The organism is Nocardioides sp. Root151, assembly GCF_001427925.1.
Lineage (GTDB): Bacteria > Actinomycetota > Actinomycetes > Propionibacteriales > Nocardioidaceae > Nocardioides.
Genome location: NZ_LMGG01000007.1, coordinates 612,054 through 618,214, shown reverse-complemented (window position 1 = coordinate 618,214; position 6,161 = coordinate 612,054). Strand labels below are relative to the sequence as shown.

Genomic DNA, 6,161 nt, shown 5'->3' with positions numbered 1-6,161 from the left:
CAACGCCTGCGCGAACGTCGCACCCGCGACATAGCCGCCGTACCCGTTGCGGACCGTCTCACCACCCACGATCAGCTGCACGTCAGCCCACGGGATGCCCGCATCGGCCAACGCAGCACGGGCTGCGGCGACGCCGTACGACACGAACGAACGACCCCACTTCCCCCACGGATGCATGCCGACACCGGCGATCGCGACCTCGGTGCTCATGCGCCCTCCCCCTCGACCTCAGCCTCGACCACGGGACGCCACTTCCACATCGACCGCTCCCCGACCTCATCCGAGTAGACCGTCTCCACGACCAGCTCCACCGGCGACCCGACCCGCACGTCCGCGACCCCGAAGCCGGACGCGAGCTGCCCGAGCACCACGAGGCCTTCCGGCAGCTCCACCGCCGCCAACGCGAACGGCACGTACGGCTCACTCGCTGGAATGTACGGCGACGGCGGCTGGTACTGCGCGTCCGTGTAGGACCACACGGTTCCGCGCCTCGACAGCTCACTCAGCTCGAACGTCTCACCGGCACAAGCGGGGTTCCGGCAGAAGTCGCGCTCGGGTGGGAACGCGATGTTCCCGCACTCGGTGCACGTGCTGCCCAGCAGCGAGGGCTCGTGGCCGGTGGTGAACCAGCCCTCGATCGCAGGTGTGGTCATGTCTCCGCCCATCGCCCAGAATTAGAACGTGTTCCATTATGCATGACCGGCACCGAGGCCCGGTCCGATGGTTGAGGAGCGAGGCACGGCCAGTCTGAGCAGACCTGCACAGAACCTTCACGAGTCGTCCGCGACTCCCGACCATGTCGGCTCCTACGCTCGTTCCATGCCCGAGAGCCCAACGCCCCGGATCCTTGTCGTCGAGGACGAACCGGTCATCAACCAGGCCGTCACCGACCGCCTGCGCGGCACCGGTTACGACGTCGTCCAGGCGTACGACGGCCCCGGTGCCGTCGCACTGTTCCGCGAGTCGGCACCCGACCTGGTGCTGCTCGACGTGATGCTGCCGGGCTTCGACGGCCACGAGGTGTGCCGGCGGATCCAGGCCGAACGGCCGGTGCCGGTGCTGATGCTGACCGCGCGCGACGACGAGGCCGACGTGCTGGTCGGGCTCGGCGTCGGCGCCGACGACTACCTCACCAAGCCGTTCCGCATGCGCGAGCTGGTGGCCCGGGTGGCCGCCCTGCTGCGACGGGTGGAGCGGGCGGCCGAGCTGGCCCGCCACACCAAGCCCGACCTCGGCGACCTGCGCATCGACTCCGACGCACGCCGGGCCTGGGTCTCCGACGCCGAGGTCCACCTGACGCCCACCGAGTTCGACCTCCTGATGCGCCTGGCCGGCAGCCCGGGCGTCGTACTCACCCGCGAGACGCTGTACGCCGACGTGTGGGGCTGGTCCGGCGCCTCGGGGACCCGCACGGTCGACAGCCATGTGAAGGCACTGCGCGCCAAGATCGGCGCCGACCGGGTGCGCACCGTGCACGGCGTCGGCTACGCGCTCGAACCGGTCGCGACGCCGTGAGCAGCCCGCTGCTCGACGTCGTCCCGTCGATCAAGGTCAAGCTCGGCCTGCTGGTCGCGGCCAGCGCGATCGTCGCCGCGGTGGTCGCCTCCATCGGCTCCGGCGGCGGCGTCCCGCTCTGGCTCGGCATCCCGGTCACCGTCGCCCTCGCCCTGGGCGTGACCCAGCTGCTCGCCTCCGGCATGACCTCTCCCCTGCGCGAGATGACCGCCGCCGCACGACGGATGGCCACCGGCGACTACACCATGCGGGTCACCGCCACCTCCCGCGACGAGGTCGGCGAGCTGGGCCGCGCGTTCAACACCATGGCCCAGGATCTCGCCGGCGTCGACCGCGAGCGTCGCGACCTGGTCGCCAACGTCAGCCACGAGATACGTACGCCGCTGGCCGCACTGTGCGCCGTGCTCGAGAACCTGGTCGACGGGGTCGCCGAGCCCGACCCGTCGACGTTGCGCAGCGCGTTGGCCCAGGCAGAACGACTGTCTGCCCTCGCCACGGACCTGCTCGACCTGGCCCGCGTCGACGCTGGGGAGGCCAGCCTCTCCACCACGCGGGTCGACGTGCGGGACCTCCTCGAACGCTCAGTCGCCGAGGCCGGCGCCACCGGCCGTCAGGTCTCGTACGACGTCTCGGTCGACCGAGCGCTCACGGTCGAGGCCGACCCCGCGCGGCTCCAGCAGCTCGTGGCCAACCTGCTCGACAACGCCTCGCGACACAGCCCGGCAGGCGGAGTCGTCGACATCTCGGCGAGGTCGACGACCAGCGGTTGGCGCCTCGAGGTGGCCGACCGCGGCCCGGGCATCCCGGCCGCCGACCGGGAGCGCGTCTTCGAACGATTCGGCACGCTCACCGAGACCGAGGGAGGTGGCGGCACCGGGCTCGGGCTCGCCATCGCCCGCTGGGTGACCGACCTCCACGGCGGCCGGATCGCCTTCGTCGATCCCGAGCCGGGCACCCGCGGCGCGCGGGTGCGCGTCGAGCTTCCCCGCAGTCCGGGGACCACCGTCCCACCGCCACTGCCCACCCGACCCGTGGCCGCCCCGGCCGACACCTCCACGACCGCGACCGCGACCGCGACCAGCCAGGAGAACACCGTGCCGACACCGCCCACGCCGTACCCCGTGCCGAAGGCGGCACCGACTGTCACTCCCGAGCCGGTGCTCGACGGCCTGTTCGGCAGGTTCTGGCCCGACGACCTGCCCGGCAACCTCCGTGCCCTGCTGGCCTGCCTGGGGGTCGGCCTCCTCGCCGCGATCGTGCTCCCGTTCCGCGACCTCGGCCTGGGCACGTTCGTGGTGCTGCTGGCCGCCGGCGGGGTGATCCTCGGGTTCAGCGTCAACCGCCGCTCACCGTTCACCCTGGCCTGCGCGGCCCTCTGCGCGCTGCTCGCCAGCACCGTCGTCCTCCGCGACGCGGAGTGGATCGCCGTCCTGAGCCTCCTCACCGGCGGCGCCCTGTGCGTGGCCGGACTGGTCAACGGACGCACGCTGCCCGCGTTCGTGATCGCCGGTCTCGCGTGGCCGCTGGCCGGGCTGCGCGGCCTGCCCTGGCTGGGCCGTTCGGCCCGCGGCATCACCGGTCGAGCCACCAGTGCCGCGGCGATCCGCACGGTCGTCCTGTCCCTGGCCGGCGTGCTGGTCTTCGGACTGCTCTTCGCCTCCGCCGATGCGCTGTTCGCGGAGTGGGTCGGCGCGCTGGTGCCCGACCTCGAGCTCGACTCGTTCGTGCTGCGCGCGTTCCTCACCGTGGCCGTCGGCGGCGTGGTGCTGGCGGCGACGTACCTCGGCCTCAACCCTCCCGACGTCGCCGCGAGCGGTGCCCCGGCCCGCCCGGTCGCGAACCGCTACGAGTGGCTGGCGCCGGTCCTCCTCGTCGACGCCGTGTTCGTCGCCTTCCTGGTCGCGCAGGCCACCGTCATCTTCGGCGGCCACGACTACCTCGAGCGCACCACCGGCCTGACCTACGCCGACTACGTCCACCAGGGCTTCGGCCAGCTCACCGTCGCCACTGCCCTGACGCTGTTGGTGGTGTGGGCCGCCGCGCGAAAGGCACGTCGTACGACGACCGCGGACCTGGCCTGGCTACGCGGATCACTCGGACTGCTCTGTGCGCTGACCCTGGTCGTGGTCGCCTCCGCGCTCTACCGGATGCACGTCTACCAGGAGGCCTACGGCTTCACCGAGCTCCGCCTGCTGGTCGACGTCTTCGAGGGCTGGCTCGGCCTTCTGGTCCTCGGCGTGATGGTCGCCGGCGTGACGCTCCGGGCCACCTGGCTGCCGCGGGCGGCGCTGCTCAGCGGCGCCACGCTGATTCTCGGCCTCGCAGCGATCAACCCCGACGCGTGGATCGCGCAGCAGAACATCGACCGCTACGAGGAGACCGGCAAGGTCGACTGGTTCTACCTGGAGGGGCTCTCGGACGACGCCGTACCCGTGCTCGCCACGCTCCCCGACGACGTCGTCGAGTGCGCACTGATGGGTCACGGCTTCGGGAGCGACGACGACTGGCTGGAGTGGAACCTCGGCCGTCACCGCGCGGCGCCGGTGTGGCACGAGGCCGAGGCCGACTGGTCCTACGACGACGCGCTCTGCCGCAGCGCCCAACCCGACTGATCCATCGTGGATGCCGACCCGTCGCCAGTTCTCGTTGACCCGTCGCCAGTTCTGGCTGACCCGTCGTGAGTTCGGCGCTGATCAGCTGTCGGAGGCGGCCTCGGCCTCCGATCGGAGGATGCAGAACTCGTTCCCCTCGGGATCGGCCAGGACGACCCATCCGGTGCCGGGGCCGTACTTCCCACGCTGGTCGTCGACCTGCGTGGCGCCGAGGCCCAGCACCCGCACGACCTCGTCGTCGCGGGTGCCCTCGACCGGCCGCAGGTCGAAGTGGATCCGGTTCTTGACCTGCTTCTCGTCGGGCACCTCGATGAACAGCAGCAGGTGACCGGTCTCGGGGTGCCGGATCATGCACTCCTCGTGACCGGGCAGGTTGGGGTCGCCGTCCAGGTCGACGTACCCGAGGAGGGGTTTCCACCACTCGGAGAGCTCGTAGGCGTTGTGGCAGTCGATCGTCGTGTGCGAGATGTAGGACGTCATGGGGGCAGTCTCGCGCTCGCGCACCCGCCGGTCGACCCGTTTTGGGCCGCCCGGCAGGAGGCCCTCCGGCGGATTCCGGAGAAATTTTCCTGAGAACGTGCCTTCATCCCGAGGAATGCCGTGAAAGTTGCCCGCGATTGCCTCCGACGAGTCACAATCATCAGATGGACGCTCACCAGGCCGCGCTTCTCGGACGACTCGACCCCCACGTCCTCGGGAAGCGGCTCCGCGCCGCTCGGGTGGCGAAGGGAATGACCCAGTCCGATCTGGCCGGTGGCAACGTCTCGACCGGCTACATCTCGCGCATCGAATCGGGTCAGCGGCGTCCCAACGGCTCGGTCCTGACCGATCTGGCCGCCCGCATGGGCATCGGCCTCGAGCAGCTGCTCGGGGGGGTCGCACCCGCGGAGTACGACGAGATCCGGCTGACCCTCGACTTCGCTGAGCTGTCACTGGAGTCGGGCCAGGCCAGCGAGGCCCGCGACCAGGCCGAGAACGCCCTCGCCCGGGCGGAGGCGAACTCGCTCGCCGAGCACGCCGAGCGGGCTCGCTACCTGCGGGCCCGGGCACTCGAGGCGACCGGCGAGCTCGACGACTCGATCCTCGAGCTCGAGTCACTGGTCGCCCAGGACGGCGGCACCCTACTGCGCATCAAGGCCGGCATCGCGCTGACCCGCGGCTACCGCGACTCGGGCGACCTCACCACCGCGATCGAGACCGGCCAGGGCCTGCTCGACCAGATCACCGAAGCCGGGCTCGACAAGTCCGACGAGGCCGTGCAGCTGGCGGTGACCCTCGCCTCGGCGTACTTCGAGCGCGGCGACACCGGTCACGCGATCCGGGTCTGCCGCACCGCCGTGTCGAAGGCCGAGCTGCTCGGTTCGCCGACCGCCCGCGCGTCGGCGTACTGGAACGCCTCGATGATGGAGGCGCACCGCGGCAACGTGAGCTCGGCCATCCCGCTGGCCGAACGCGCCCTCGCCCTGCTCGGAGAAGGGCAGGACACCCGCAACCTGGCGCGGCTGCGTACGCAGCTGGAGTCCATGCGGTTGACCGAGGAAAGTCCCGACCTGGAGAAGGTCCGGCTGAACCTCGAGCAGGCCGCCCTGGAGTTCTCGTGGTCGAGTGCGGCCCCGGTCGACCTGGCCCGCAACGACCTCACCATGGCGCGCGCCCTGCTGCTGGCCGGCGACGTCACCGAGGCGCGACAGCTGAGCGCGCACGTCCACGCGACGGCGCTCGAGACCGCACCGCTCATCGCAGCCGACGCGAAGTCCGTCGAAGGACAGGCGATGGCAGCACTGGGTGAGCCCGAGGCCGCCAAGGCACGCTACCTCGAGGCCGTGCAGATCCTGACCGGCCTCGGTGCAGACCGCAGCGCAGCCCAGCTCTGGTTCGAGCTGGCCTGTCAGCTGGAGGACATCGGGGACACGGATGCAGCCCGCGATGCCTACCGGAGTGCGGCGGCATCCACGGGCTTGCGCAGCCGGGCACGCAGCGTCCAGGTCAAGGTCCGCGTGGATTCCTGACCTACGTGAACGCCGCGCCCTGGCT

The 6,161-nt window shown here is 71.1% G+C and carries 5 protein-coding genes and 1 pseudogene; 3 read left to right on the top strand and 3 right to left on the bottom strand.

Annotation, left to right across the window (positions count from 1 at the left end; translation table 11 throughout):
- Together ASD66_RS25435 and ASD66_RS20440 are read right to left on the bottom strand one after the other, a co-directional pair.
- Positions 1-210 (bottom strand): annotated as a pseudogene (locus ASD66_RS25435) (lipid-transfer protein); the annotation flags it as partial.
- A complete protein-coding gene (locus tag ASD66_RS20440) occupies positions 207-653 on the bottom strand; it encodes a Zn-ribbon domain-containing OB-fold protein (RefSeq protein ID WP_156388820.1) in 447 nt (148 codons plus the stop codon). The gene ASD66_RS20440 and the pseudogene ASD66_RS25435, both read right to left, overlap by 4 nt.
- A 166-nt stretch (positions 654-819) precedes the next feature.
- Here ASD66_RS20440 and ASD66_RS20435 point away from each other — a divergent pair, with 166 nt between their 5' ends.
- Complete coding sequence (locus ASD66_RS20435) at positions 820-1,515, top strand: response regulator transcription factor (protein WP_056685959.1); 696 nt, start codon at positions 820-822, stop codon at positions 1,513-1,515.
- Positions 1,512-4,127: a DUF4153 domain-containing protein gene (locus tag ASD66_RS20430; RefSeq protein ID WP_082564021.1), complete on the top strand. Its 2,616-nt coding sequence runs from the start codon at positions 1,512-1,514 to the stop codon at positions 4,125-4,127. Before ASD66_RS20435 ends, ASD66_RS20430 begins: the two co-directional genes overlap by 4 nt.
- A gap of 81 nt (positions 4,128-4,208) precedes the next feature.
- Here the strand turns inward: ASD66_RS20430 and ASD66_RS20425 are convergent, their stop codons facing one another.
- Positions 4,209-4,607 carry a VOC family protein gene (locus tag ASD66_RS20425; protein ID WP_056685956.1) on the bottom strand — a complete coding sequence of 133 codons (399 nt, stop codon included), beginning with the start codon at positions 4,605-4,607 and terminating at the stop codon, positions 4,209-4,211.
- 164 nt (positions 4,608-4,771) lie between these two features.
- Between ASD66_RS20425 and ASD66_RS20420 the strand changes: the two genes are divergently transcribed.
- Positions 4,772-6,136 carry a helix-turn-helix domain-containing protein gene (locus tag ASD66_RS20420; RefSeq protein ID WP_056685953.1) on the top strand — a complete coding sequence of 455 codons (1,365 nt, stop codon included), beginning with the start codon at positions 4,772-4,774 and terminating at the stop codon, positions 6,134-6,136.
- Positions 6,137-6,161 lie beyond the last annotated feature (25 nt).